Below are 24,408 nucleotides of genomic sequence, written 5' to 3'. Positions count from 1 at the left end.
GCTGGAGGTCAGATTCTTACGCACGGCGGCAGCCGTCGCTGCTGCGTTGGCGATAGCGTCGAAGTGCCTAGTCGCCACTCGCGTATGGCGTAGGGCAGGCCGGCTCCGCCGTCGAAGTCGATCAGCGCTTCGCGGACTTGTCTGGATCCATCACTCAGCGTCACATCCGCGCGTATGGTGACATTGCCCGACGCCGAGATCCGGCGAGGTTGAGCAGGCGGAGGGCTCAGCCCAAGCACCTCGATCAGGGCGGGAGAGGCCGCCTCGGCCGCAGGAGCATTGCGGCCCGATGCAACGGTAATGAACGGTACTGCCTTCCGGAAAAGCCCGAGCGACATTCCGGCCATCTGATCCAATTCCATGATGCTGGTGAATCCGGGCCGGGGACCCTGCTTGCCGTTCGTGGTGGACGGTGATGGGTTACCCGCCTCTGTGCCAGGTCTTGGCGTGGGGCTCGGCGAGGTGCTCCTGGCTCTCAGGATTTCTCCGGCTATTCTCTCACCGAGGGCCTTGTCGCTTGCGAGCGCAGCGAACAACCGTTCCAGAATGGGTCTGGACGCAGCGTTCAGATCGACCTTGCCGATCTCCTCCTCCACCGTCACGAAGGCGCGTTCGCCGCCCGGCATCCTGCATTGCAACGGAAACCTTGTCCTCCCCTCCGGCATCAATGTTGCCGCAATCGCCAAATTGATTGCACTCTCGGCCGCCGCTGATGCCCTGGCGACCGAAGTGTCCGCGCTGGCGATCTTGCTGCGATATTTCGCGCCGACGACGAGCGTTCCTCCGAGCAGGAGGATCAATCCCAAGCCCCAGATCACGGTCACCAGGGCAAAGCCGCGCTGACGGCTATATAGCAATGACCCAAGGGGGTTTTTGCGGGGAATGTCGTTCATTTCGAGCGGTTTGCCAGGCTCGCAGATCGGGTCCGGCCAAACTAGACACAAATGGCAAACGATCCGTCAAACAGCATGTATTAACCAAACCGCTCTAGGATTCCCGGGTATTTCTCACACGTCAGGTCCACGAGCACGCGATGCCGTCCAGTGTTCAGGAATTGCTGCGGCCTGCGCGTCTGCCCGAGGACAGCGCGCTGGGGTTGACCCCCAAAGACCCGAACTTCGCGGAAGCGTTTACTGGCCACCTCGTCGCCGAAGGAATTCTCGACAGGAGCGCGGTGGCGCGAGCCAAGCGAGCGGCGGAGGCGGCCTCGGAACGCGTCGACGCCGTTCTGGTGAAGCTCGGTTTGGTGTCCGAGGTCGACCTGTGTAGCGCTTATGCGTCCTATTGCGGGTTGCCCGTGATCGGGCCCGGCGACGTTCCAGCACGGCCGGTCCTGGCCGAGCGGCTCGGATTGACGTTTCTCAAGACGAGCCGCTCCCTTCCCGTCGCGCTCGGCAGAGAGTCCCTGTTGCTGGCCGTCGTCGATCCATTCGACGACGAGGCGCGTCGTTCGATCTCCTACATGTTGGGCATTCGCGTCGACCTCGCCGTCATTGCGCCTGCCGACATCGAACGCGCCTTCCGGAACGTCTATCAGGACCAGGAGCCAGCAGCTCAGGCGGACGAGGAGCAGCTAACGGCGATCGGCGGCAACGAGGGAAATGAGCCGGACGTTGAACGGCTGCGCGATATCGCGAATGAAGCGCCGATCATACGACTGGTGAATCAGATCATATCGCGCGCCGTCGAGCGGGGTGCTTCTGATGTTCACGTCGAGCCTGGGCGCGACGAGGTCGCAATTCGCATCCGTCTTGATGGCTTCCTGCGGCCCGAGCGATCCGTGCCGACAACACTTCGAGCTGCCTTGACGACGCGTATCAAGATCATGGCAAGGCTGGATATCGCGGAGCGACGACTGCCGCAGGACGGACGGATAAAAACGGCGGTTCGAGGGACCGAGGTCGACATTCGTGTATCGACGATACCAACCGCATTCGGGGAGAGCCTCGTATTGCGAATCCTCGACCGCAGTCGCGTCGAGCTCGAATTCCCGAAGCTCGGCTTGGACAAAGCGACGGAGGAGAATCTTCATCGCCTGATGGCGCTTCCGAATGGGCTCATCCTCGTGACGGGACCAACCGGCAGCGGCAAGACAACGACCTTGTACACTGCGCTCAAGCACCTCAACCGTCCGGAGCTCAAGGTCTTTACGGTCGAGGATCCGATCGAATATCAGCTTGCCGGCATCAATCAAATTCAGGTTCAGCCGCAGATCGGACTTGATTTTCCGTCTGCCCTGCGCGCAATCCTGCGTCAGGACCCTGACGTCATCATGGTCGGCGAAATCCGCGACGTCGAGACCGCGCGTATCGCGGTTCAGGCGGCTCTGACCGGTCATCTCGTGTTTTCCACCCTGCATACCAACGGAGCCCTCGCAGCAATCACGCGCCTCATAGACATCGGACTTGAGCGCTACCTGCTCGCTTCGACAGTTTCGGGAGTGATGGCACAGCGCCTGGTGCGCCGCTTGTGTCGACATTGCTCGCGTCGGCACGTCGATCACGGCGGTATCCCGGCGAGGCTGACCATCGCGACGCCCGATGGCATGGTGGTGGATTGGTCCGATAGCCGCGAGGCGGTTGGATGCGAAGCCTGTGGTGGCACGGGCTATAGCGGCCGAACGACCGTTTCCGAGTTGCTCGTCGTCAACGACGATGTACGACAGGCGATCGGCCGAAGAAGTGGCGATCAGCTGGCGCTCGAAAACCTGGCAAGGGCTGCCGGATTCGTCAGTCTCTACGAGAACGGACTGATGAAGGTCGCGGCTGGGGAAACGACCTTGGACGAAGTGCTTCGCGTCACCCGCACGACATGAAGGAGCACTGCGATGGCGACCTATCGATATCGAGCCTATACGGCCCAGGGAGTCGTCACGGCGGGGACGATCGCGGCTGAGGGAATGGATGCGGCCATCGACGCCCTCTATGCCGCCGGGCTCACGCCATTCGAGACTTCGCTGTCCGAGGCTGGTGACGAGGTGCGAGCTTCAGCACCCCAGAAAAGCCGAGCGATTTGGCGCCGGGAACTGGTGAAATCGAGCCAGTTCGGTCTGAGCGAGTTGACGGCCTTCACCGTTGAAATGGCGGCGCTGGTCAATTCGGGCTTGCCGCTCGATGTATCGTTTCGGGTGTTGGCGGGGCCGGGTACATCGCCCAAGCGCGCCCGATTGGCCACAGATCTACTGCAAGAGATCCTGGGCGGTGCTCAGCTTTCTGAAGCCATGCGACGCCGGCCGGCGGTCTTCCCGCAGGATTACGTGGCGATCGTGGGCGCGGGGGAAGCGAGCGGACGCACCGGCGAAGTCTTGGGGCAGCTTGGCGACATGCTCACCAAGCGCTTGGAGATCCGCAACAAGATCAGATCCTCGCTGGTCTATCCCGTTATCCTTCTTCTCATGTCACTCGTCTCCGTCGCGGTGATCGTCTTCGTGCTCATCCCCAACCTGTCGCCGATCTTTGCAGATGCCGGTTTGCCGCTGCCGGGAATTCTCGGAGTCCTGGCCAGCGTTCCGGATTACTGGCTGCCGTTGACGGTGTGTCTGCTGGGAGGGGCGGCGCTCTGTGCAATGCTCTGGTACAAGATTAGGAAGAGCGCCAGTTTGGCGCTGAAGCTAGATCACATAAAGTCCAGGGCTCCCGTTTTCGGTCGGCTGCTTCAGATGCGGGAGGCCGGCCTCTTTGCGCGCTCGCTTGGCACGTTGCTCGATGCGCGAGTGCCGCTCATGACTGCGCTGCAGATAGCTAGGTCGCTGATCGCCAATCGTTACATGAATGCAGGTTATGCCGACGCAATCGCTCGCGTGCCGGAAGGCGCGTCATTGAACCAGGCGTTCGCCGGCACGGATCTTCTGCCACCGGCGGCGCTGCAACTCATCGCGGTGGGAGAGCAGTCCGGGCAACTCGCGCGCATGCTGATCCGGATTGCGACCACTCTCGACGGAGAACTGCAGCGTCGGATCGAGCAAATGGTCAGTCTGTTGACCCCGGTTCTTACGCTTGTCATCGGCGGCGCTGTGGGGGCGCTTATCATGCAGGTGATGAGCGCCGTCCTCTCGATCAACAATCTGGCGATCCAATGAGGCTTCGGTCAAGCTCGTCCGCGGGGTTCACATTGATTGAGCTCCTCGTGGTTCTTGGGATCATGGCGCTTATCCTCGCGTCGGCCGTCATGGCGCGACCACGGAATGCCGCGGCCCGCGTCGAAGGGACGGCGCGATCGATGGCTGCCACGTTCCAGCTCGCGCGGTCTCGAGCGATGGCCGCCAACACCGACGTCGTCGTTGCGATCGATCCGGTGAATGCCGAATTCGGCTATCGGAACGCGATGCATAAATTGCCGAAAGGGATGAGCATCGCAGTGACGATTGCGGAAACAGAACGCCGCGGCGACACGGGCGCACTTCGCTTCTTTCCGGACGGTCAGTCCAGCGGCGGAGACATTCTGCTGAGCTATCAGGGCTACACCCGGCGGATTGCGGTGAACTGGTTTACTGGCCAACCGGTCCTGGGTCGATGATGGGCCGATTTGCTTACCCTCGGATCGGTCCAGCGAGGAGCGGCGGGCGCGACGGATTTGCCTTGATCGAGATCGTCATTGCCTTTGCCGTTCTGGCGCTGGGGATCGGGACGATATTGGTCGGGATCGCTGTCGCCATGCGTTCCGACACGCAGGCCCGCAATAGCAGAGCCATGAATCGCATTGCACAGTCGCGTTTGGAAGCGGCCGGGATCGCGTCGAAGCTCGTGATCGGGCAGCAACAAGGCCAAGTTGGTCGGTTCATGTGGCGAGAGACTGTGACTCGCGCGACGATCGAGGGCGAGCAAAGGAAGGGAAAGGTGGCCAAGGAAGCGGATAGTGCCATCATTCCTGTTTGGGTCGAAGTCATGGTTAGCTCGCCCGATGGACGCGAGGAGAGGCTATCTGCCCTGAAACTTGCGCCTCGGATCGCGCCATGATGGGATTCACCGGAACGCCCGGACGGCGGCGCCCCATGCGCTCTCGCGCGGCCGAGCACGGGCTGACATTGATCGAGCTGCTCGTATCGATGGCGATCCTTGCTCTGCTTGCCGGCAGCATCGTGGGAGGGCTGTCGATCGGCCGCCGTGCATTCGATTCCGATCAGGCCAACGGCAACGACGCAAGAGCTGATGCGGCGATCCAAAGCCTTCTGACTCTGCTGGCTTCGGCGCTCCCTTATCCTATCGACGAGAAGAATTCCGCGGTGTTCGAAGGCAGCGAAGAGAAGATCCGCTTTGTCGCGCTGAGCGAAGGGCGTGCGCTTCGTGGCGGCGCCTACGGGGTGGATCTACGGCGCGTCGACGGTGAGCTTGTGCTCAAGATTGCTCGTCGGTCGGAAGGACCGAAACAGGGCAAATCGCCGATTTCGACGGTGGTGGTTCTTCGCGGCGTTCGCGCCGTTCACTTCGGGTATTTCGGTGCGTCGGGGCAGGCGGTCTGGCAGACCGAGTGGAATTCACAAGCCTTGCCAAACCTGGTTTCCATCGTGGTCGACTTCGAAGACGGGCGAACAAGCGGTCCTCGCGCTGTGGTCGCCCTTCGGCAAGGCTGAGCAATCGGCAAGCCGGAACGCTTCGTTACTCTTCGTAAAGATTCAGTAAATATGCTTGCTGATCTGAGCTGGAGCTCCTGCAAGGGAACAATGCGCGCGATGGTCGGCCTTTCGGAAATCCGTCCTCTTGATCGGGAGACTCTTGCGCTCGGTTGGCGCCAATTCACGCATTGGTGGATGGCCGAGTTTCGCACGGCCGTCCCGCCACGGTGGCGCCCTTTGCTCAACCGCAAGGCGCGGCCGACGTGTTTTGTGTCGCGCAGTGACGATGCCGTCACATGCGACCTGGACCGGGACGGGCGGACGGTTCGGCAGCAGTTCCCCGCGGCTACTTTTGACAGCTCCGCGCTGCTCGAATGGCTCGCGCAACTCGGCCTCCGACGCGATCAGGTTCTGCTCGCCGCCGTTCTTCCTGAAGATCTGTTCTTGCGGCGGAATCTGAACGTTCCCGGCGAGGCTCTGGCTTCGCTGCCTCAAATACTCGATCAGGAGATTGTCCGCCGAACGCCCTTTCGGCTCACGGACGTGTGGCATACAGCCTGCCCGATTCCCAATGCGTCTCGCGACGGGGCCGTACCCCACAGCCACTGGATCATCGCGCGAGAGCGGGCGACCGCGGCTATCGCTCCCATGGCAGTTGCGATGGAAGAGATCGACTTTCTGGCTGTTAGGACTGATGCTGGCCAGCTCGTTTCTGTGGTTCAGATCAGACCTGATGCGGGGGAGGGTGCGCCGGAGGCAGCTCGCGCTATCAAGTCTCTGTGGCTAACCCTGTTCGCGGCAGCGGTCTTGGGTCTCATGATTTTCGAGTGGTACCAGGCCGGCTTGGCAGCCGAGCTGGATACCGAGCTCCTGGAAGCCAAAGCCAGTCTGCAGGAAGGAAAGAGCCAGTCCAGCCAAAGGATTCGGCTCTACGCGCTGAAAGCCGACGGTGGCTTCCTGGCCGTTTGGGATGAACTGTCCCGCGTTCTGCCAGACGATACATTCCTGACAGAGCTCAGAATGAATCAGGGGCACGTGACCATATCCGGCTACTCTTCGCAGGCGGCGCATCTTGTGAGAATTCTTGACCAGTCGCCGATGTTTTCAGGAGCGACCCTGATCGCCGCCATCGTTCCTGACGCCAATGAGGGCAAGGACCGGTTCAGCATCAAGTTCCGTTTGCGCAACAGCTTACTGGCACGGCCAGCCGAGCCCGTATGGAAGGCGGAGCAATGATGGGGTGGTTCAGCAGGCAGGTGCGCAGGAGGGCGTTCCTGGCCTTCAATGCGGTCGGTGTGGTGCTCTTGGTTCTTCTGTTCGTTGGGCCGGTGCTCTCGCATTTCTCGACCAGAAACGACGAGATCCAGGATAGCGTCGCGCAGTTGGCATATCTCCAGCGCATCACCCGCGGCGCACAGGTGATGGAGCAGCGTGGCGTCCAAAGCGCGCAACCCTTCATGGTTGGCGACGAGGAACGCGTCGTCAGCGCCGATCTGCAAGCCAGGCTGCAAGCCATGGCGACCGCCAAGGGTGCGCATGTGCTCGGGCTTCGCGGATTGCAGGGCGGTCGTGTCGCGCAATCCCGGACGGTTGCAGTTGGACTGCAGTTTGAGGGATCGCTCGGAATCGTGCGGGACGTGATTGCGGAAATTGAGGATCAGTCTCCATTTCTATTCATCACCGACGCTTCTTTGAGGCCGACCAGTGACGGGGACGGAACGATGCTTCGGGCGGAATTCAAGGTCGAAGGCGTCATGCAGGATCTTCGTGGCAAGCCGCCGGGAATGAAGGAAGACCAACGCGCTGCGGACCTCGCCGGAGCGGGGACACGGCAATGACCGGAGAAGTTCGGCAAAGCAGGCGTTCCCAGATGGCAATGATCTGGTCGCGCAGTTTTCCACGGGCGCGAAGCCTTGCCGCGCCCATCGAGGCGATCCTGCCGTCGCGGGAAGCGTTTGCAGAGCTCCCGCCGGCGTCGCGCTATCTCATGACCGGGTTGCGCGTGTCGATCGTGCTGACCGGTATCGCAACCATTGCCGCAATCCTCGCCTTGAAAGTGTCCGTAATGGCACCCGCGACCTCGTGGGGGGCCGGCTCCTCCACTGTTTCGACGGGCGAAGCGCGTGGGAAGAAGGCCTACGATCATGTCACCGCGCGTCCTGTCTTCGCGCGGATGCGGCAGGCGCCGATTGCGGTTGTCGATGCGTCGGCGGATGCCACGCCTCCGACCGTTAGCCCGGCCGTTGCAGCACTGGATTCTAACATCGTTCTCAGAGGCGTCCTGATCAGCGGATCGCTGCAAAAAGCATTCATCACGTCAGCCCAGAATCCGGTGGGCCGTTGGATCCAGGTCAATGGGGAAATCGACGGCTGGCGACTTATCGAGGTGAAACCTGAACAGGTCACGCTCGAAGGCCAAGGCCAGACGCTGGCGCTGAAGCGGAGCGTGGCATCAAAGTGAACTGCGCCTTGCCCAAGATCGCCAGACGCATTGGCCGCTTCCTCGCCGATGGACTGACATTCCGTCGAACGCGACGGCACGACGCCCTTGTGGCTTGGTCTCTGGTCGGCGGTTCGATCTGGCTCGTCGCGAGTCTGGTTTCCGGCGCGATCGAACCAGAAGCGCTGTTTTCCGGACTTTACTTACTCGTGGTCTTGATGGCGGTCTGCGCGATCGACGCGCGTTTCGGAATCATTCCAGACAGCTTCAACCTGGCGCTCGCCGCCGGTGGAGTGGCAGAGTATGCGTTCGCGCATGACGCCGCGGTGTATATCGGCGTCTTCGAAGCGGCTGCGGTCTTTGGTGCCGTCGCCGCCTTTCGGAGCACCTTCCGCTGGTTGCGCGGTTATGACGGGTTTGGATTTGGTGACGTGAAATTCGTCAGCGCCGCGAGCCTCTGGGTTGGTTTCGCAGCCTTGCCGGGAGCAATTCTGATTGCGGTTGGATCGGCGCTTGCGGCCATCCTGCTCTCCGGTGCCGAACGATACCAGGTTGGCGGACGGCCGGCCATTCCGTTTGGCCCGCATCTCGCAGCCGGCATCTGGTTGACCTGGAATTTCGATAAGCTTTGGGCTTTCGGAAGCGTCTAGTCCCGTTCATCAAGTCAATTTGCAGTTGGATGACCAGTTGCGATTAACCAGCGGCAGCAACTCTGCTGTATGGCGGCAAGCCGGCAAGATAGAACAAGCGATCTCCGTTTATTCAAACGCTGTCTATCGGACCGGATTTACACCATGCGATTGGCTTCCTCGCTAGCGATTGTCGCGGCCGGCCTGTTATGCTCCTTCCCTGCAAAGGCGCAGATGCCGTTCTACTATGGTCCGGGCGTTCTTGTCGGCCCGCCGGTCGGCGCTCCCTGGCCAGTTGTCGGGCAAGATGCATTCACCGCCAATCCATTGGATGATGGATATGATTACCCGTTCGGATATGGCGAGTATGCGACTTACGGCCGGTGGGCCGTCGGTGCGATGTGCTATGGTTTACGAAGGCCCGTGCGGACCAGCCTTGGGGTGCGATGGCGCACAATCCGCCGTTGCGACTGAGTTGCAGGGCGAAAGCTTACTTTGCTGTGCGTCGGCCGGCTTCGGTCGTTCGGACGAGCTTGGCCTGGGTTCGATCAATTGCCTCTCGCAATCTCAGGACTTCGGCGTAGCGGGCTTGTAAAGACTTTCGTGTGGGTTGACGGCCGCAACGAGCAGAATTGTGTCGCCGAAGTGTCACCGTTAGCTCTCCTGAAATTGGTATTGATCAGCAAGGTTCGTTGAAAAATTGAGAGCCAGCCTAAATGCTCTAGATCCAGTTTACAATTTAGTTGCGCTCGGGTGAAGAGAAAGCCGAGCTCCGGACCTATGTTCCATAATTGAAACCCGACGCGTGTGGCATATTGATTTTGCCGACGCTGTTGGCAGCGCAGATACGCAGATCCTGTCGATTTGTTCAGGAATCAATCCTTCGGCCGACCCGCGGTCGCTGCTCTGCGGAGATCGCTTTCTGCATCTTGCGATTGAGCGCTTGGAGTTCGGCCTTTGCGACCATTTCGCGGAGTGAAATGACCTCCGCGATCAAAGCTTGCAGCGAGCCGTTGTGCTGCTTCGGATCGCCTGGCTTTACCCTCGACCGCTTCTTTGCCACCGCCATCAAAATCGTCCTTTTCACGCGGCGGCCTGACGCAGGTCTAATCCAATAAAGAGACGCATGTGACCACGCTGCTTTCCGAGTTGCTGTTCATGGCAATGTCGGACGATTGGGTGGTCGGCGATCGGCCGCGAATTCAATAGCGGGGAACTTATTGAACGGTCCTCCAACTACAACAGAAACGTGCGGTTAAGCTTGACATCGACATTGAGGTTAATTGCGCTCGTTGCGCCTGATTTGAAGGGAAGCGTGGGAGCGCGGGCTTTGACGCCGCAATGATCGAGATATCGAGGAGAGAGTGGTCGCGACGGCAGCGATCCCTGTTGACGGACGGCAGCATGAGCGCGCCGTTTGTATCGTCATGAGGACGGAGCGAATGTATGTCGCCATCCACAGAGGACGGCATTCTCAATTAACGCTCGAATAGCACTACCGAAGCCTGAACAGGCGTGTGGTCTGGAATCCGAGCCTTGTACCAAGTTTTAGCTGATGGAGTTACGCGAAATTCACTCCGATTTGGTCGGCCTGAGGATGTCAAGTCTTTGGAGACAACTTCGCATCAGGATTGGGTCCAAAATGAACAGCAGACAAATTCGGAGGCGGGATCGTGTTGGAGATCGTTCGGAATGGACAGGGGCTGACTGGAAGGACCCGCTTGAGGCGGGGCCGCGCCGATGCGGGGTACACTCTGCTCGAACTGTTGGTGGTCATGGGGGTCATCGCCATCCTCACGGCCGTCGCGACGCCGCAATTGATGGGATATTTCGGAAAGGCCAAAGCTCAGTCTGCTCAATTGCAGATCGAGAATATCAACACTGCCCTTGAAATGTACTACATGGAAAATGGTGCATATCCGAGCGTCAACGTCGGCTTGAGGGCGTTGGTCGAGGCGCCCCCGGAGGCGCCCCGCTGGAATGGTCCGTATCTGAAGAATGCCAAGACCCTGCTGGATCCCTGGGGCCGGCCGTATCAATACGCCGTCACCGATCAGGGCGAGTACAACGTCTATTCATTGGGACCGAGCGGGAAGGACGTAAAGAAGGCAAGTTCGGACACACGCAGCACGCGGGCGTCATGGGCTAACGGGTCAAGCTAATACGCGCTGCTCCCGATCGGGCAGTGTCGGCGTAGACTCGGACGATCAGTGTCTCCAGAAAAAGCCTCCGCGCCCCGCGGCATCAGGTGCGGAGTTCTTTCGGTGCTGACTGGCTGATCGCCTCCGGCTTCAATGCAGCTTGGGCTTCGACGATCTCCTGCCGCAGCCTGACGACCTGAGCGTAAGCGACGTCCAGGCTTTCCCGTGTGGAGTCGGGAGAGGGCCCAAGACTTGTCTTGTTCGGCTTTGAGCGCTGCATGGATCTGTCCTCGCCGTTTAATGAACGTTGGTACCGAGAAGCCTTGCGGTGGTTCGCTCACGGTCAAGTGAACGCAATTGCATGCTTCCTGCAATACATGATCCCGTGCAATGAATGTGCCGGTCTCTCAGATACCTTCCTGCCTGTGAAGGCTTGCCCGTCTCGGGTAATAAAACACCTCTACTGATCGGCCCCGCTGAGCACGCCAGGAGGCAGAAAGGCCCCGATTTCAGGTGCAGGGACGAAGTATTTGGCGATGTCCCGGCTATCGTTCTTGCCGGTCAGCCTTTCCCGACGGACCTCGGATATCTTGCGGCTCATGATCCCGACCAAGCAGTGACGCCGAAGGTCGAACACCCCTGCGCCGGAATTCCCGGTCTGAGCCACATCCGCTATGGCCGTCCTGAAGCGCCGTGCCGATTCGGGGATCATCTGCGGAGGCAATATGCGCGAATGCTCGATCCTCTCCGGGACGAGTGTCACGACGTCCTCCCCCGGCGCCGGAACGGCGGCGCACAGCCGCATTCTGCGCAGGGCCAATCGCATCGGCAGGAGAGCTTCCTCGACCGAAAGAAGAGTGAGATCCGTCCCCTCGAAAGTACCTTCTTTGACCGTCGTAGTTGGGTATTCCCGACCCTCGATGACGACCCGCGGCTTCGTCAACCAGGCTTGGCCCGCAACGTGTGCGGCAGTCAAAAAATACCCCCTGCCAAGATAGATGCCGTAGCCCCGCCAATCCTGCTTCGGTGTCCGCTGAATGTTGATCGCAAACGGCGGAAGGGTGTCTTCCGCCATTTGCGCCGTTGCAGGGCTATAGCCGGCCGTCAGGCTTAAGAGGGCTGCAAAGAGCTGTGTAATCCGAGACCTTGGCATGCGGAGCGGGCCGGCTAGTTTCGCGACTGGGGCGGTATAGTGAACCATCCTGGCAAACTGCAAGGGCTCGGAGGAGAGGCCGGCGCGCGGAGTGTCGCGAGCTGCGTCAGCTTGTCCGAGCCGCAGTCTCCTTCTGGAATGCCTGATAAGCCAGGCGAATGCCATGCGTCAGCGGAGTTCGAGCACGCCAACCGAGCTTCTCCAGGCGTGTCACGTCCAGCAGCTTGCGCGGAGTGCCGTCTGGACGCGTCGTATCGAAGACGATCTGTCCAGGATAGCCCACCACTTCTGCAATCAGCCGGGCGAACTCGCCGATGGTGATATCCTGTCCGGTGCCAATGTTGATCAGATCCGAACCGGAATAGATCTTCATGATGTGGATGCAGGCATCCGCGAGATCGTCGACATAAAGGAACTCCCGCCGCGGCATCCCCGTGCCCCACACCACGACCTGGTCAGCGCCCGAGAGCTTGGCTTCATGAAAGCGGCGGATCAGGGCCGCCACGACATGGCTGTATTCGGGATGGTAGTTGTCTCCAGGTCCGTAGAGGTTGGTTGGCATCACGTTGATGAAGTCGGCGCCGTACTGATGACGATAAGCCTCGACCATCTTGATGCCCGCGATCTTTGCGATCGCATAAGGTTCATTCGTAGGCTCCAGAGGGCCCGTCAGGATCGCGCTTTCCTCGATGGGTTGAGGAGCCAGCCTGGGGTAGATGCAGGAGGACCCTAGAAACATCAGCTTCTCTACGCCATTCACGTGAGCGGCGTGAACGATGTTGCTCATGATTACCAGATTGTCATAGAGAAATTCCGCGCGGAGCGTGTTGTTGGCGACGATCCCGCCGACTTTCGCTGCGGCCAAGAAGACGACCTGCGGACGATTGGCAGAGAACCACGTGAATACGGCAGCTTGGTCGCGGAGGTCGAGTTCGCTTCGTGTTGTCGTCAGGAGTTGAACTCCTTCGGGGGCCAAACGGCGAACGAGTGCGGAGCCGACCATGCCGCGATGGCCGGCGACAAAGACCGACTTTCCCCTCAGCTCAAACCGCGTTTCGGCCATTGGCAACCTCCCGCTTCGCCGCGGCCAGATCGCTTCCGACCATTTCGGAGACCAGCTCGGTAAATTTTCTTTTCGGACTCCATCCAAGGATCTGCCGCGCTTTGGAAGCATCGCCAATAAGGAGCTCGACTTCTGTCGGCCGAAAATAGGTCGGATCGACCTTCACGAGGACCTTGCCCGTTTTCCTGTCGACGCCGACTTCGTCGATTCCCTTCCCCTGCCATTCGATCCGGCGGTCCACTTCTGCAAAGGAGGCGGCGACGAATTCCCGCACGGAGTGCATTTCGCCGGTTGCAAGAACAAAGTCGTCAGGTCGATCCGCCTGCAGAATGAGGTGCATGCCCTCGACATAGTCCTTCGCGTGTCCCCAATCGCGCTGTGCATCGAGGTTTCCGAGATAAAGCGTATCCTCCAAGCCGACCTCGATTCTCGCGACGGCGCGAGTGATCTTGCGCGTTACGAACGTCTCTCCGCGGAGCGGGCTTTCGTGATTGAATAGAATGCCATTGGAGGCGAACATGCCGTACGCTTCGCGGTAGTTCACCGTGATCCAATAACCGTAAAGCTTGGCGACACCGTAGGGAGAACGCGGATAAAACGGAGTGGTCTCTCTTTGAGGGATTTCCTGCACAAGTCCAAATAGCTCGGAAGTGGACGCTTGATAGAAGCGCGTCTCCTTCTCCATTCCGAGAATGCGGATAGCCTCCAAGATACGCAGGACTCCGACCGCATCGGCGTTGGCGGTGTATTCCGGACTCTCGAAACTCACCCCGACATGGCTCTGAGCCGCGAGGTTGTAGATCTCCGTCGGACGGATCTGTTGTATGAGACGGATCAGGTTCGTCGAATCCGTCATGTCCCCATAGTGCATGAGGAAGGGCACGTCTTCATCGTGAGGATCACGATACAGGTGGTCGACCCTCGCCGTATTGAACGATGACGAGCGCCGCTTCACGCCATGAACAGTATAACCAAGCCCCAGGAGATACTCGGCCAGATAGGCACCGTCTTGTCCTGTAACCCCGGTGATCAGCGCAACACGTTTAGAAGCCGTATGCATGTCTAATACACATCCGATAGAGAATTGGTTTTGTATGGTGGTCCATAACGCAAAAGGTCGACCTCTCACTCTTACTTCATCTCAAAGCGAGATTGAAATAGATTGGAATAATCTCCTTGACGGCGGTGGACCTGTCGATCGGTTGGGTTAATCTCGCCGCCGTCGATGATCGAATATGCCACAGCTGCCTATAAATTAACATTCAGCTTGGAATCTGAGCTCCACGGCGGCCTAGGCCTATGACCCCACGAGCGGATGCTATAGGCCTTGATGGAGTGGGCCTGATGGAACTGCCGTCCAGCGCCTCGTTCGTTGTGCTCCGGTTGGAGCGACGTTTGATCACGGTACGGTGCAGCAGTGGCTGGTGTTGAACTTACATATGCGATCCCGGATATCCACGGCCGCGCAGATCTGCTCAAACTGGCCATGGGTCGGATCATCGACCATTCGAGGGGCCGGCAAGCAAAAATCGTCACATTAGGGGATTACGTCGACCGCGGCCCACAGAGCGCAGAAGTACTTGAGTTCATCATGAACTGGCCGGATCGCCACCCCCGCCTGATTGTCCTGAAGGGCAATCATGAGGTGATGATGCTGGCAGCCTGCCTCGGTCAAGCAAAACATCAATGGTGGATGCAGAACGGCGGCGCTCAGACGCTTACTTCGTATGGGCTCGACCCTGCGAACCCGGCCGACCTGAGGCGGTTGCCCGCGGCTCACTTGCAGTTCATCGCGCAACTGCCTCGGATCCATGTGGATCAGTACCGAGTCTTCGTGCACGCCGGAGTGGACCCCGATCAACCGCTTGAAGCGCAATCAGAGCGCACTCTCCTGTGGAAGCGCTACGAGCCCCAGTTCGAGCGGGGCCATGGCCAACGTCACGTTGTGCACGGACATGACGCGAACCCCTCGGGACCCCTTCTGACTCTTGGCCGGACCAATCTCGACTGCATGGCTTGGAAAACCGGACGTCTGGCTATTGGCGTTTTCGATGACGCTCGGCCTGGCGGCCCCCGCGAACTTCTGGAGATCGAGACCTCGCGGTGATGCGCACCCTTGGTGCGCGCAGACCCTTTGCAATTATGCGGTAGGATGATGGATCAGCCGCTCGCCTGGGAAGTGTGAAGGAAGCAAGCGGCTGAACATGCACCGCGGAGACCGTGCTATTGTGACGGCTCCGTGCAATCGGCAAGTCCGGATTTAGCGGATTCTGCGAATTGCGGCTCAACGTTGAGAGCAATGGATCGCTCGAGAGCAGATTTGCATTGCGGCCGGTCTTTGAGCTCGTGATAGCTCTTGCCGAGGAAGTAGTACGCAGTTGCGTCCTCAGGGCGCTTGCTGACAACCTCCTTCAGGAGCTCGACCGCGCGAGGATAGTTCTCCGCCTTGAACTGAAGAATGCCAACTGCCCGTCCGACCTCGGGGTCACTCGGATAGCTCTGCCGCGCCTTCAAGGCCACTTCCAAAGCCTTCGGATTGTTGGCTGTCTTGCCGGCATAGAGCAGCGTCAGCTCTCGCGCAGCAGGTGCGAACTCGGGATACATTGCAAGCAGCTTCTCGTAGCCCTGGATGGCGCCATCGGCGTCCCCCTTTTTCGAGGTGAGCTCGCTCAGTCGCCTGAGCGCGACGGGGTCGTCCGGATAGTCCTTCAGGAAGCTCTTGATCCGAGATTCATCCGGCATGGCGCCGCCGCTTCCCAACGACAGGAAGTCGATACGGCGCTTGCTCTCTGATCGTGACGGCGTATCGACGTCGGATTGCGCCACTTTTCCAAAAGCAGCTGCGGCAGCGCTCTCGTCGCCGGTCGCGTAGGCGGCCATTCCGTAATGAAACTGGATGTCTGGATCGTTCTGGTTCTTGGACGCGCTGTCACGCAGCAGCGATAACGCCTCGCGGTACTGGTGCTTCTTGTACAGGATCCAACCCAACGTGTCGCCGATCCTGGAGTCGCTCGGAGCTGCATCCTGTGCCTTCTTGGCCAGGTCCGATGCCTTCTCCAGCTCGCCCTGATTGGAATAAATGACGGCCAGATTATTCAAAGCCATCGCATTGGTGGGAGCCACCGTCAGCACCGACTCATAGGTCTCTCGCGCAGCCTGGACGTTCTTCTGCTGCTCCTGGAGACTGGCCAGGAGGATGAGCGGAGCCACGGTCTTCTTTCGGGTCGTGATCTCCGTGAGCTTCTTGATCGCCATCTCAGGCTTGTTCGCGGCGATATATGTTCGCCCGAGCAGCAGCTGGGCTAGCTCCAGATCAGGATCGATTTCGAGCGCTTTGGCCAAATCCTGTTCGGCGCCGTCATAGTCGCGCTTTTCAAGCTTCACCTTTCCGGACAAGCCCCACCACTGGGCCTCGGCAGGGTGCTTGTCGAGTTGCTGCTTTACGCGCGCCAACGCCGCATCGAAATTTCCGGCTTGTACATCGAGGGTGACCAGCGCTTCCGTTGCCGGCCCGAAATCGGGCGAGATCGACAAGCTCTTCTCGAAGCTTTGCCGGGCCTCTGCTGCTTGTCCCTTGGCGACATAGATCGCACCCATCGCCTGATGCGGCAGCGGGTTTTTCGGAAACAGTCCGGCCATCCGCTGGTATACCTCGAGTGCACTGTCGGTGTTTTGCTGCGACAGATAAGCAGCAGCGAGCAAGTTATACGCCTCCGGACTTGGTTGCCGGGCGATCAGGGGGGTGAGGAGATCGACGGCAGAGGCTCCGCTGCCCTTGCGAATCTTCAAATCGGAGAGAAGCAGGGCTGCCTGATCAAAGTTGGGTGCAAGCTGAAGAGCGGATGTGAGCAGGCCCTCGGCGCTGTCAACATACTTGCGGGCATTTACCGCGTCGACGGTGCGCGCGACCATCAAATACGCACGCGAGAGGCTATACAAGAGTTGAGGGCTTTGGCCGCTAAGCTTGAGCGCCTGGTCGAACGATCTTATTGCGGCAGTCGGATCGTTCTTTTCGAGGCTGATATTTCCGCTGATCAACAATGCATCGAAATTGATAGGATCCTGCGACAGCACGTTCTGAACCCGGCTGACACACGCATCATCCTGCTTGGCAGAGCATGCCAACTTCATCAGCACCACGCGGGGCGGCAGATACGACGGAGATCTTTCGTTCAGTTTCTGCAAGACCTCGCGCGCACGATCCAGATTGTTCGTGGCAATCAGGAAGTCAGCATATCGGATCGTGGCAGCATATCGCGGCGGCTCGAGCTCCGTTGCTGCGCGATAGGCGGTCTCGGCAGCCGTCAAATCCTTTCGCTTCCAGTTGAGCGTGGCCATCGCCGTCAGCGCGCCAGAGGATTTCGGATCGAGGCGGAGCGCCTCCTGGAATTGCTGTTCGGCCGCGCTGTCGTTGCCTTGACGGGCCTCAAGCACGCCTCGCGCGACATGGTAGCCCGCCTGGTCGCCATTCTTCGTCGTCAGTTCATCCAGGATGCCCCGGATGTCGTTGATGGCATTGCTGGTGTCGCCGCTATCGGCAAGCAGAATCGCTGCGTCTTCCTGCTTGGGCGCCAGCTCGAGCGCCTTTGTCGCGACCTCCCTGGCGGCCTTGAACTCACGGGTCAGAAGATGCGCGAGGCCGAGCTTCGTTTGAATTTCTGCGTCGTCCGGCTTCAGTTCGGCGGCCTGCTTCAGGAACGGAACTGCAACCGGCCACTGGCCTTGCTCGCTGTAGAGCAGAGCCAGTCCACGGATGGCTTCCGGCTGGGACGGGCTCTGCCGCAAGGCAGCCCTCAGGTTCTTTTCCGCTACGTCGAACTGGTTGTTAATGCGGGCATTTTCGCCCGCTGCGAGCAGGTCCTTTAAGGTGTCGGCCTTGGACTCCGGCCGGCCGCAGGCCGCCGCAAGGAGCGGCACCAGGAGGGCCATTAACAGGGAAGGAGCGCGCCGCATTGGGGAACCCTCAAAAATGACCGCCTAAAAAGGTCATAATTTCACGCTTTCGGCGGCCAGATTAATCGTTTTACATAATAGTGTTTGGCAGATGCCGATGGTTTTGTGCTACTCCAAAACCACAGAAGAAATCATTGTTCTACATGTCTTTTGAAGCAGTTTATACAAGGGGCGGGGAGCCTTCAGTGTCAATAGAAGTTGTCCAATCTTCGTTAACTGCAAGCCGAGCCGAGGGGAGGCCGGCCTGGCTCAGCCTGCAGCGCGACGAGCTGTTTTGTGCCCTTTACGTCGTTGCTTGCGCCAACGGACTGTTGGGCCGCTTCATCCAGGCCATTCATGCCGATAGCGCGTTGGCGTCCGCATTGAGCATCGACATCAACGCGATTGTGTTCTTTGCCTGCTTTGCGGGTCTGTCGATGATGTTCTCCAGCGCTCGACAGGGTGTTGGGACGCAGCAGATCAGGAAATGGGACGTTGCGTTAGCTGCGGTTTTCTTGATCCTGGTCGCGCTTCCGATCTATCCATTGAGCTGGATCGCCGTGACCGGTCTCAGTGTCTATATCGTGCTGTTCGCCTCCGATAATCCTGATCGGGTGCGCGGCGCCATCATTTTATTCGCGCTCGCTGTTCCGATGTTCTGGAGCCGCCTGCTGTTTCAGATGTTCGCCAAGACCATCTTGGATATCGATGCGCTGCTGGTCGCCACCGTGCTGGATTCCTCGCGTGCCGGAAACATGGTGCGGTTTGTAGACGGCTCCGGCTACATGATCGTGTTGGCGCCCTGTTCGTCGCTGGCGAACATGTCGCTGGCGTTTCTCTGCTGGATCAGCATCTCGCAATGGGTTCGGCATTCATGGTCAAGAATTGACCTGCTCTGGTCCGGTCTCGCCTGTCTCTCCGTCGTTGCGGTCAATGTCACGCGCATCAGCCTGATGGGTTTGGGGCAGTCCTGGTACACCGCGATCCATAATCAGTGGGGTGATCTCGTGACCAATACCGTCATGCTGATATTGATGGTCACGTTCAGCCTTATTGGAGCCAGACGTGAAATATTCGCGCGGATTTAAATTTCTGCTGGGGGCGGCGTTGATATCGACGCTCGGCTTCAAGTTGTTGCTCAAGCCGGCGACCTCCAGCGAAAACCCAACGACGGCGGCACAAGCGAGATTGGCTGATTTTCTCACCCGTCAGCACTTCAGGGTCTCGGTCGTGGAACATGCCGCAGAGGGCCAGGCATCGATCGTTGCATCCACGGGCGTTTGCCGCATCCTGGCGGTCCGCTCGCCTGCGATGGGTTGGGACCGAGATCTGGTGCGACGTCAGGCCTCTCCCGGCGACGAAGTGCTCGTCCTGTATCGCGGCAAAATCTACAACGAGCAGCCGACCTTGCGTACGGTCTCGGACTTCCTCTGGGGGCGGATCTTGCGAGAACTGGGAATAAACTCGGCCGAGAGAGCCATATACGCGATTATTTCCCCAAAGAGCTGCAATGCATCCTTTTTGCCCTGGGACGAATTGGCGGTGGCCGATCGGACGCCGCCATCGGTTTGAATTAACTTGATTGCCAGATAAATGTCGCTTTCCATGCGGCAGCGCGATATGTTTAAAGAAATATTGCCTGTTGCTAAAATGCAACAGCGCCCTTTTAACTTTAGCTTTGGGAACTTGCTGTGAACGAAATTGTACCAATGCGTTCGACTTCAGGATCGCCCACGCACCCGGCTGCGGCAGCACCAAGCTTTGCCCAGAAGGTCGACACTGTCATCGGATTCCTGCGGCGCCGATGGATGATCATCTCGGTTTGTGTTGCTGCCGCTCTTCCATTCGGCGCAATCAATCATTTCTTCGCCAAGCCGACATACACCTCCTCGTCGACCATCATGGTCGATCCCCGGGTGACCCAGCTGTTTCCCAATTCACTCGTCCCCGACGCATCGCGAGACCCCTCCTGGGTTGAGAACCAGATCGGCGTGCTGAAGTCCCAGGGCGTCGCCGCCTATGTGGTCAAGCAGCTTCGCCTTGCCGATGACCCTGAATTCCTGCGAGAGGATCCCGGCGTCTTCGCATCCATGCTCGAGTCCGTCGGCGTAACGGCGGGTCTGAAGAAAATCGGACTGGGCGGAGCGCTGATTGCGGTCGGCCTTGCAGAATCTGACCGGCCGAGGAGCGAAGCGGAGCGCATCGGTGAGGCGCAGGGCGCCTTCACGCGCCGCATCGACGTGAAGCGGGTCGGCCTTAGCAACATGCTGCGCGTCGAGTTTCGTTCGCGGAATCCGGATCAAGCGGTGAAGGTCGCGAACACGATGGTGGATGCGTATATCTACGATCAGCTGACCGCGAAGTACCAGGCCAACCGCCGCGCTAGCGACTGGCTCCTGGAACGGTTGCAGGTCCTGCGCGAGGATGCAGCCAACGCCGAGCGTGCGGTCCTCGAGTTCAAATCGAAGAACAACATCGTTGCTGCTGCGGGACGGCTGGTCACCGACCAGGAAATGGTGGATGCCACCTCGAAGCTCGCCACGAGCAAGGCGGCTGCTACCGACATTCAGGCTCGCCTGAATCGTATCGATGCGGTGATCAAATCCGGTCAGTCCAGCGCGGACGCGGGTTTCGACGAGACCATTGCGGCAGCCGATGAGACCACCAGCGATGCGATGCAGAACTCCATTATCGGGCAGCTGCGCAAGCAGTACCTCGATCTTGTGAACCGTGAAATGGCGTGGTCTGCCCAATATGGAAAGAACCATGTCGCGGTTATCAATCTGCAGAAGCAGATCAGGGATATCCGGCGCTCGATGATGAGCGAATTGATCCGAATTCGGGAGTCGCTGAAAAGCGAATACGAGATCGCCAGCCAGCGGCAGGCGACGGCGGAGAAGACGCTTGCGGACGTCATCGCGCAATCAAAGGGCGTGAACCAGGCGCAAATTACATTGTTCAACCTGGAAGCCACCGCGCAAAGCTATCGACGCCTCTATGATAACTTCCTGCAACGTCATACGGAGGCGGTTCAGCAACAGACGTTGCCTGTCACGGAAGCGCGGGCGATCTCTCCCGCGGCGGTCTATCAAACCGGTCCCAAGCGGGGCATGATCTGGTTGACCACCCTGTTGGCCGGGGCCGGCATTGGCGTGGGTTTTGGTGCGCTCCGCGAGTTGATGGATCGAGGCTTCCGTACCAAGGAGCAGGTGCAGAGCGCGCTCTCGCTGCAATGTCTGAGCCTCGTTCCGGTTCTGACAGACCGTGCCATGCTCGGAATCTTGAATGACCCGCGGACGCGTGCATTGCAGGCCCGCACCAGCGCAACTGTTGCGGAGGTGATCCGCAACACGATGGTGAGCCGGATACACAAGACCTCTCGGCTGATGCGAACGGTCCAGCAGGCTCCCGATTCGATCCTCGCGGAATCGGTCAGGATGATCAGGCTGAACCTGGAGCTGGAGGGACAATCCGAGTCGCGCCGGGTGCTGGGCGTGACTTCCGCGTTTCCGGGCGAAGGCAAGTCGTCGCTTGCAGCTGCCCTCGCAACGGTGATTGCTCAGGGAGGGCAGCAGGTCATCCTGGTCGATTGCGATCTTCGCAATCCGTCGCTGTCGCGAGCCTTGTCCCCGGACGCGAAACTCGGGGTCGTCGATGCGATCCATGGTCATTCCAATTTTCAGGAGCTGATTTGGACGGATCCGACGACAAATCTGTCGTTCCTGCCGGGTGCTGCGAGAGCCGCAATCTCTCCAAGCGAGTTCCTTGCCTCTCCCGAGGCCGCGACCTTGTTCTCTGCTCTTCGAAAGGTCTTCGACTACGTCATCGTTGATCTTCCGCCGCTGTTGGCTGCGACCGACGTGCGTGCCGCCTCGCAACTTCTGGACTCCTACCTTCTGGTGGTTGAGTGGGGGCAAACCAAGATCGACGCGGTTCAATACGCCCTGCGACATGCCCCCGGTGTGTACGAACGGACCGCCGGTATCGTTCTGAACAAAGTCGACGTGGAGGCCATGGGGCGGTACGATACGTATGGCGGGATGTACTATGGCTACTCCTACGGGACAGTGCCGGGCAACGCGCCTGCGAACGGACGGGCCGAGCTTTCGGCCTGATCACTCCGATAAAGCAAGATATGTGGGCTGCTTGCTCATGACCTCCTGCTGCTTCCGTCGGTCAACGGCACGGATGGGAGGACCGTTCCGCGGCAGCGGCGGACCTTGCCTGATGAATTCCACCACCATTGGTAGTTGTGGCGGCTGAACAACTTCTAAGTCGCCCTGAACAGGGCCCAATGAGCTCATGGCACTCGTAGACAACGCCCCGGATGGTCATCGCCTGATAGATGCCCCGCAGGACAAGAACAGCATAACGATCGAGCCGGGCGGGATCGACCGGCGGTACTGGCAGCACCTGTGGAGCTACCGGGAGCTATTCATCGTCCTTGCACGTCGTGACATATCGGTCCGGTACAAGCAGACGGTCATCGGAGTTGCCTGGGCGGTCATCCGGCCGTTGCTGACGATGCTCATATTCACGATCGTGTTCGGTCGTATTGCCCAGCTTCCGTCCGGTGTCGCTGTCCCATATCCGCTCATGGTCTTCGTGGGAATGCTGCCGTGGACGTTCTTCTCGTCGTCAGTCATCGAGGCGGCGAATAGCGTGGTGCAGAATTCCGCGTTGGTGAGCAAGGTGTATTTTCCCCGCGTCATTATCCCGTTTGCCAGTGTCGTTACGGCGTTCGCCGACTTTATGATCGGGATCGTTCTGCTCGCGTTTCTGATGCTGTTCTATCGCGTCGCTCCAGGCTGGCACATTGTCTACTTGCCCCTGTTCTTCATGCTGGCTTTCGCCCTGAGCCTGGGTTCGGGGCTCTTTTTCGCGGCACTTAACGTTAAGTACAGGGATTTTCGGCACGTGATCCCGTTTCTGGTACAGCTGGGCCTCTATATTTCGCCGGTTGGTTTCAGCACGGCGGTCGTCCCCAGTGACTGGCGCGTCCTGTACGCGCTCAATCCGATGGTTGCCGTTATCGATGGCTTCAGATGGTGCTTGATCGAGGGGGCGCCGGCGCCCGAAGCTTCCACGCTCGCCATCGGTGTTGTGGCTGCGCTGGGCCTGGTCGCCTTGGGGGTTTGGAAATTCCGCTCCACCGAGCGCGAGTTTGCCGACCAGATTTGAGATTGGTAGATGCGTGACGTTGCCATATCGGTAGAAGCGTTATCGAAGCGCTATTGGCTGGGGCATCGACAGAGCTCGTCCAGCTATCTCCTGCGCGACGCGATCGTCGGTCAATTCCGGTCATTGGCGCGGAACACTGCCGACTTGTTCTCAGGGCGCCAGATCATCCAGGGCGACACGCTTGAGGAGTACTGGGCGCTCCGCGACGTTCGGTTCGACGTCGGCGCAGGCGAAGTGCTCGGTCTCATCGGACGAAACGGAGCGGGAAAATCCACGCTGCTGAAGATACTGAGCCGGATCACGGAGCCCGATGCCGGACGGGCCACCATCAGAGGCAGGGTCGCTAGCCTGCTGGAGGTCGGTACCGGGTTTCATCCCGAACTCAGTGGGCGCGAGAATATTTTCCTGAACGGCGCAATCCTCGGCATGAGCCGGGCCGAAATCCGCTCCCGGTTCGACGAAATTGTCGCATTCGCGGGAGTCGAGCGGTTCCTGGATACGCCGGTCAAGCGATACAGCAGCGGCATGTACGTTCGGCTGGCGTTCTCGATCGCGGCGCACCTCGAACCTGAGATCCTGATCGTCGACGAAGTGCTGGCGGTTGGCGATGCCGAGTTCCAAAAGAAGTGCCTCGGCAAGATGCAGTCTGTCGCAACGAAGGACCACAGGACGGTGCTCTTCGTCAGCCACAACATGCAGGCCGTGCAGTCGCTGTGCGATCGGGTCTTGCTGCTGGAAGGGGGGCGTGTCGCTCGGCAAGGTTCGGCACGCGAGGTGGTTGCGAGCTATCTTTCAGACAGCCAGACCGAAACTGGCGTAAGAGAGTGGTCCGTCGACAAGGCGCCGCAACGGGATGGCGTAGCGCTGACCGCTGTTCGTCTGTTGAGGGACGACGGTCTGCCCTCCAGCATCTTCGAGAGCGACGGGGATATCAACATCGAGCTCGAGTTTGCCGTATCGGACGTTCCCGCCGGAACGTTTTGCGTGGGGTTCGATCTTTTCGACTCCGAAGGGAGTACGATTTTCCGCACCTATCAAACCGATGCGCAGCGGCAGGACTGGCTCGAACCTCGCGTGGGACAGAACGTCTGGCGTTGCCGAATTCCGAGTGGCCTGCTGAATGAAGGGACCTTTTATGTCAGCCCTCGGCTCAGCATTCACAACGTGGTTTGGCTGGTCAAAGAAGATGCGGTGATTCAATTTCAGGTCCGGTTGCGCCACGGGAAATCCCCGTTGTGGGACACCATCGAAGGGACCAGGCCCGGTCAGATTGCGCCTATCCTGGAGTGGTCGCGGCCACCCGGTATGATCTCCTGAG

Annotated in this window: 23 protein-coding genes; 16 read left to right on the top strand and 7 right to left on the bottom strand. The window is 59.5% G+C overall.

Annotation, left to right across the window (positions count from 1 at the left end):
* Positions 1-8 precede the first annotated feature (8 nt).
* On the bottom strand, positions 9-893 hold the full coding sequence (locus P6U31_RS28405; RefSeq protein ID WP_407185048.1) for a hypothetical protein: 885 nt from the start codon (positions 891-893) through the stop codon (positions 9-11).
* Positions 894-1,033: 140 nt separating this feature from the next.
* On the opposite strand from P6U31_RS28405, the gene P6U31_RS28400 reads away from it, so the two are divergent.
* The 9 genes from P6U31_RS28400 to P6U31_RS28360 all read left to right on the top strand — a co-directional run bounded on the left by P6U31_RS28400 (position 1,034) and on the right by P6U31_RS28360 (position 8,641).
* Complete coding sequence (locus tag P6U31_RS28400; RefSeq protein ID WP_407185047.1) at positions 1,034-2,815, top strand: GspE/PulE family protein; 1,782 nt, start codon at positions 1,034-1,036, stop codon at positions 2,813-2,815.
* Positions 2,816-2,827: 12 nt separating this feature from the next.
* On the top strand, positions 2,828-4,078 hold the full coding sequence (locus P6U31_RS28395) for a type II secretion system F family protein (RefSeq protein WP_407185045.1): 1,251 nt from the start codon (positions 2,828-2,830) through the stop codon (positions 4,076-4,078).
* 32 nt (positions 4,079-4,110) lie between these two features.
* Positions 4,111-4,515 carry a GspH/FimT family pseudopilin gene (locus tag P6U31_RS28390; protein ID WP_407185044.1) on the top strand — a complete coding sequence of 135 codons (405 nt, stop codon included), beginning with the start codon at positions 4,111-4,113 and terminating at the stop codon, positions 4,513-4,515.
* 62 nt (positions 4,516-4,577) lie between these two features.
* Positions 4,578-4,955, top strand: coding sequence for a hypothetical protein (locus P6U31_RS28385; RefSeq protein ID WP_407185043.1), 378 nt, complete (start codon positions 4,578-4,580; stop codon positions 4,953-4,955).
* Positions 4,952-5,569 carry a prepilin-type N-terminal cleavage/methylation domain-containing protein gene (locus P6U31_RS28380; RefSeq protein WP_407185042.1) on the top strand — a complete coding sequence of 206 codons (618 nt, stop codon included), beginning with the start codon at positions 4,952-4,954 and terminating at the stop codon, positions 5,567-5,569. Before P6U31_RS28385 ends, P6U31_RS28380 begins: the two co-directional genes overlap by 4 nt.
* 90 nt (positions 5,570-5,659) lie before the next feature.
* The gene (locus tag P6U31_RS28375) at positions 5,660-6,787 is read left to right on the top strand and encodes a PilN domain-containing protein (RefSeq protein WP_407185041.1); all 1,128 of its coding nucleotides are present in this window, start codon (positions 5,660-5,662) and stop codon (positions 6,785-6,787) included.
* Positions 6,784-7,389 (top strand): type II secretion system protein GspM, encoded by a 606-nt coding sequence (gene gspM, locus P6U31_RS28370; RefSeq protein WP_407185040.1) that lies wholly within the window; start codon positions 6,784-6,786, stop codon positions 7,387-7,389. Before P6U31_RS28375 ends, gspM begins: the two co-directional genes overlap by 4 nt.
* A complete protein-coding gene (locus P6U31_RS28365) occupies positions 7,386-8,012 on the top strand; it encodes a hypothetical protein (RefSeq protein ID WP_407185039.1) in 627 nt (208 codons plus the stop codon). The genes gspM and P6U31_RS28365 overlap by 4 nt, the downstream gene beginning before the upstream one ends.
* 8 nt (positions 8,013-8,020) lie before the next feature.
* Positions 8,021-8,641 carry a prepilin peptidase gene (locus P6U31_RS28360; RefSeq protein ID WP_407185038.1) on the top strand — a complete coding sequence of 207 codons (621 nt, stop codon included), beginning with the start codon at positions 8,021-8,023 and terminating at the stop codon, positions 8,639-8,641.
* Between the two features lie 847 nt (positions 8,642-9,488).
* On the opposite strand, the gene P6U31_RS28355 is transcribed toward P6U31_RS28360, so the two are convergent.
* Positions 9,489-9,689 carry a hypothetical protein gene (locus tag P6U31_RS28355; protein WP_407185037.1) on the bottom strand — a complete coding sequence of 67 codons (201 nt, stop codon included), beginning with the start codon at positions 9,687-9,689 and terminating at the stop codon, positions 9,489-9,491.
* A gap of 604 nt (positions 9,690-10,293) precedes the next feature.
* Between P6U31_RS28355 and gspG the strand changes: the two genes are divergently transcribed.
* Complete coding sequence (gspG, locus tag P6U31_RS28350) at positions 10,294-10,782, top strand: type II secretion system major pseudopilin GspG (protein WP_407185036.1); 489 nt, start codon at positions 10,294-10,296, stop codon at positions 10,780-10,782.
* Between the two features lie 82 nt (positions 10,783-10,864).
* Here the strand turns inward: gspG and P6U31_RS28345 are convergent, their stop codons facing one another.
* The 4 genes from P6U31_RS28345 to gmd all read right to left on the bottom strand — a co-directional run bounded on the left by P6U31_RS28345 (position 10,865) and on the right by gmd (position 14,037).
* Positions 10,865-11,041, bottom strand: coding sequence for a hypothetical protein (locus tag P6U31_RS28345; protein ID WP_407185035.1), 177 nt, complete (start codon positions 11,039-11,041; stop codon positions 10,865-10,867).
* 180 nt (positions 11,042-11,221) lie between these two features.
* A complete protein-coding gene (locus P6U31_RS28340) occupies positions 11,222-11,836 on the bottom strand; it encodes a serine protease (RefSeq protein ID WP_407185034.1) in 615 nt (204 codons plus the stop codon).
* 184 nt (positions 11,837-12,020) lie between these two features.
* Entirely contained in the window at positions 12,021-12,977 is a 957-nt protein-coding gene (locus tag P6U31_RS28335; protein WP_407185033.1) for a GDP-L-fucose synthase family protein, read from the bottom strand.
* Positions 12,958-14,037: a GDP-mannose 4,6-dehydratase gene (gmd, locus tag P6U31_RS28330; protein ID WP_407185032.1), complete on the bottom strand. Its 1,080-nt coding sequence runs from the start codon at positions 14,035-14,037 to the stop codon at positions 12,958-12,960. The genes P6U31_RS28335 and gmd overlap by 20 nt, the downstream gene beginning before the upstream one ends.
* A 357-nt stretch (positions 14,038-14,394) precedes the next feature.
* Between gmd and P6U31_RS28325 the strand changes: the two genes are divergently transcribed.
* The gene (locus P6U31_RS28325) at positions 14,395-15,084 is read left to right on the top strand and encodes a metallophosphoesterase family protein (RefSeq protein WP_407185031.1); all 690 of its coding nucleotides are present in this window, start codon (positions 14,395-14,397) and stop codon (positions 15,082-15,084) included.
* A 116-nt stretch (positions 15,085-15,200) separates the two neighbouring features.
* Here the strand turns inward: P6U31_RS28325 and P6U31_RS28320 are convergent, their stop codons facing one another.
* Positions 15,201-17,930 carry a tetratricopeptide repeat protein gene (locus P6U31_RS28320; RefSeq protein ID WP_407185030.1) on the bottom strand — a complete coding sequence of 910 codons (2,730 nt, stop codon included), beginning with the start codon at positions 17,928-17,930 and terminating at the stop codon, positions 15,201-15,203.
* Between the two features lie 185 nt (positions 17,931-18,115).
* Between P6U31_RS28320 and P6U31_RS28315 the strand changes: the two genes are divergently transcribed.
* The 5 genes from P6U31_RS28315 (at position 18,116) to P6U31_RS28295 (ending at position 24,407) form a co-directional block, all read left to right on the top strand.
* Positions 18,116-18,997: a hypothetical protein gene (locus P6U31_RS28315; RefSeq protein WP_407185029.1), complete on the top strand. Its 882-nt coding sequence runs from the start codon at positions 18,116-18,118 to the stop codon at positions 18,995-18,997.
* The gene (locus tag P6U31_RS28310; protein WP_407185028.1) at positions 18,975-19,481 is read left to right on the top strand and encodes a hypothetical protein; all 507 of its coding nucleotides are present in this window, start codon (positions 18,975-18,977) and stop codon (positions 19,479-19,481) included. The genes P6U31_RS28315 and P6U31_RS28310 overlap by 23 nt, the downstream gene beginning before the upstream one ends.
* Before the next feature lie 137 nt (positions 19,482-19,618).
* The gene (locus P6U31_RS28305; RefSeq protein ID WP_407185027.1) at positions 19,619-22,024 is read left to right on the top strand and encodes an AAA family ATPase; all 2,406 of its coding nucleotides are present in this window, start codon (positions 19,619-19,621) and stop codon (positions 22,022-22,024) included.
* Between the two features lie 187 nt (positions 22,025-22,211).
* A complete protein-coding gene (locus P6U31_RS28300; RefSeq protein ID WP_407185026.1) occupies positions 22,212-23,090 on the top strand; it encodes an ABC transporter permease in 879 nt (292 codons plus the stop codon).
* Positions 23,091-23,099: 9 nt separating this feature from the next.
* Positions 23,100-24,407: an ABC transporter ATP-binding protein gene (locus P6U31_RS28295; RefSeq protein WP_407185025.1), complete on the top strand. Its 1,308-nt coding sequence runs from the start codon at positions 23,100-23,102 to the stop codon at positions 24,405-24,407.
* Position 24,408: the final 1 nt, after the last annotated feature.

The organism is Bradyrhizobium centrosematis (genome assembly GCF_045571495.1).
GTDB classification, from domain to species: Bacteria; Pseudomonadota; Alphaproteobacteria; order Rhizobiales; family Xanthobacteraceae; genus Bradyrhizobium; species Bradyrhizobium centrosematis.
The sequence above is the reverse complement of the archived record's forward strand: the minus strand, read 5'-3'. Positions and strand labels throughout refer to the sequence as shown.

Coding starts and splice junctions, on each gene's coding strand:
- P6U31_RS28380 (WP_407185042.1), top strand. CDS start 4,952: ATGATGGGATTCACCGGAACGCCCGGACGGCGGCGCCCCATGCGCTCT.
- P6U31_RS28300 (WP_407185026.1), top strand. CDS start 22,212: ATGGCACTCGTAGACAACGCCCCGGATGGTCATCGCCTGATAGATGCC.
- gmd (WP_407185032.1), bottom strand. CDS start 14,037: ATGCATACGGCTTCTAAACGTGTTGCGCTGATCACCGGGGTTACAGGA.
- P6U31_RS28320 (WP_407185030.1), bottom strand. CDS start 17,930: ATGCGGCGCGCTCCTTCCCTGTTAATGGCCCTCCTGGTGCCGCTCCTT.
- P6U31_RS28400 (WP_407185047.1), top strand. CDS start 1,034: ATGCCGTCCAGTGTTCAGGAATTGCTGCGGCCTGCGCGTCTGCCCGAG.
- P6U31_RS28345 (WP_407185035.1), bottom strand. CDS start 11,041: ATGCAGCGCTCAAAGCCGAACAAGACAAGTCTTGGGCCCTCTCCCGAC.
- P6U31_RS28340 (WP_407185034.1), bottom strand. CDS start 11,836: ATGGCGGAAGACACCCTTCCGCCGTTTGCGATCAACATTCAGCGGACA.
- P6U31_RS28395 (WP_407185045.1), top strand. CDS start 2,828: ATGGCGACCTATCGATATCGAGCCTATACGGCCCAGGGAGTCGTCACG.
- P6U31_RS28295 (WP_407185025.1), top strand. CDS start 23,100: ATGCGTGACGTTGCCATATCGGTAGAAGCGTTATCGAAGCGCTATTGG.
- P6U31_RS28375 (WP_407185041.1), top strand. CDS start 5,660: ATGCGCGCGATGGTCGGCCTTTCGGAAATCCGTCCTCTTGATCGGGAG.
- P6U31_RS28355 (WP_407185037.1), bottom strand. CDS start 9,689: ATGGCGGTGGCAAAGAAGCGGTCGAGGGTAAAGCCAGGCGATCCGAAG.
- P6U31_RS28365 (WP_407185039.1), top strand. CDS start 7,386: ATGACCGGAGAAGTTCGGCAAAGCAGGCGTTCCCAGATGGCAATGATC.
- P6U31_RS28405 (WP_407185048.1), bottom strand. CDS start 893: ATGAACGACATTCCCCGCAAAAACCCCCTTGGGTCATTGCTATATAGC.
- gspM (WP_407185040.1), top strand. CDS start 6,784: ATGATGGGGTGGTTCAGCAGGCAGGTGCGCAGGAGGGCGTTCCTGGCC.
- P6U31_RS28335 (WP_407185033.1), bottom strand. CDS start 12,977: ATGGCCGAAACGCGGTTTGAGCTGAGGGGAAAGTCGGTCTTTGTCGCC.
- P6U31_RS28305 (WP_407185027.1), top strand. CDS start 19,619: ATGCGTTCGACTTCAGGATCGCCCACGCACCCGGCTGCGGCAGCACCA.